Genomic DNA, 1,139 nt, shown 5'->3' on the forward strand with positions numbered 1-1,139 from the left:
CTAGTCTTCTGAGTCAGGAGTTTTGTTCATATCTGTAGACTTGGCTTGTGGCGCGGACGGGTCGGCCGAAGGCCGAGTTGGTGTTGTCGGATGATGAGCGGGCTGCGCTGGAGGGGTGGGTGCGGCGGCGTTCCACGCCTCAGGCATGGGCTCTGCGGTGTCGGATCATCCTGGCCTGTGCGGCCGGGGCGTCGAACAAGGACGTGGCGGCCGAGCTGGGCTCGACGCCGCATGCGGTGGGGCGGTGGCGAGCCCGGTTCGTGGAGCACCGGATCGCCGGCCTGGGCGACATGCCCCGGTCAGGCGGTCCCCGCACCGTGACCGATGAGCAGGTGGCCGATCTGGTGGCCAGAACCTTGGAGCGCACCCCGAAGGACGCAACGCACTGGTCGACTCGGTCGATGGCCAAGGAGACCGGGCTGTCGCAGTCGACAGTGTCCCGAGTCTGGCGGGCGTTCGGCCTGCAGCCGCACCGCTCCGAGACCTTCAAGCTCTCGACCGATCCGTACTTCGTCGACAAGGTCCACGATGTCGTCGGTCTCTACCTGGACCCGCCCGAGCGGGCACTGGTCTTCTGCGTCGACGAGAAATCCCAGATCCAAGCTCTGGATCGATCTCAGCCGGTGCTGCCGATGATGCCCGGCGTCCCGCAACGGATCACGCATGACTACGTGCGCGCGGGCACCACCACGTTATTCGCGGCACTGGAGGTCGCCTCCGGCAAGGTCATCGGCTCCCTGCACCGCCGACACCGAGCCGAGGAGTTCAAGAAGTTCCTGGCCAAGCTCGACAGGGAAGTCCCCCAGGGCCTGGCGGTGCACCTGATCCTCGACAACTACGCAACCCACAAGACCCCGGCCGTCAAGACCTGGCTACTGGCACACCCCCGCTTCCACCTGCACTTCACCCCGACCAGCTCCTCATGGCTGAACCTGGTCGAGCGGTGGTTCGCCGAGCTGACCAACAAGCAGATACGGCGAGGCGTCCACAAGTCCGTCCAGGCCCTGGAGACCGACATCCGCCAGTGGATCACCACCTGGAACACCAACCCCAAGCCCTACATCTGGACCAAGACCGCAGAGGACATCCTCGAACGCCTCGCCGGATATCTGAAGCGAATTCCCGACTCAGAAGACTAG

Annotated in this window: 1 protein-coding gene; it reads left to right on the forward strand. The window is 65.1% G+C overall.

Annotated features, from left to right (window positions below):
* The first annotated feature begins 47 nt into the window (after positions 1 to 47).
* A complete protein-coding gene (locus tag ACGFMP_RS37240) occupies positions 48 to 1,139 on the forward strand; it encodes an IS630 family transposase (RefSeq protein WP_393678538.1) in 1,092 nt (363 codons plus the stop codon).

This window comes from Streptomyces sp. NPDC049040 (assembly GCF_043197715.1).
GTDB lineage: Bacteria > Actinomycetota > Actinomycetes > Streptomycetales > Streptomycetaceae > Actinacidiphila.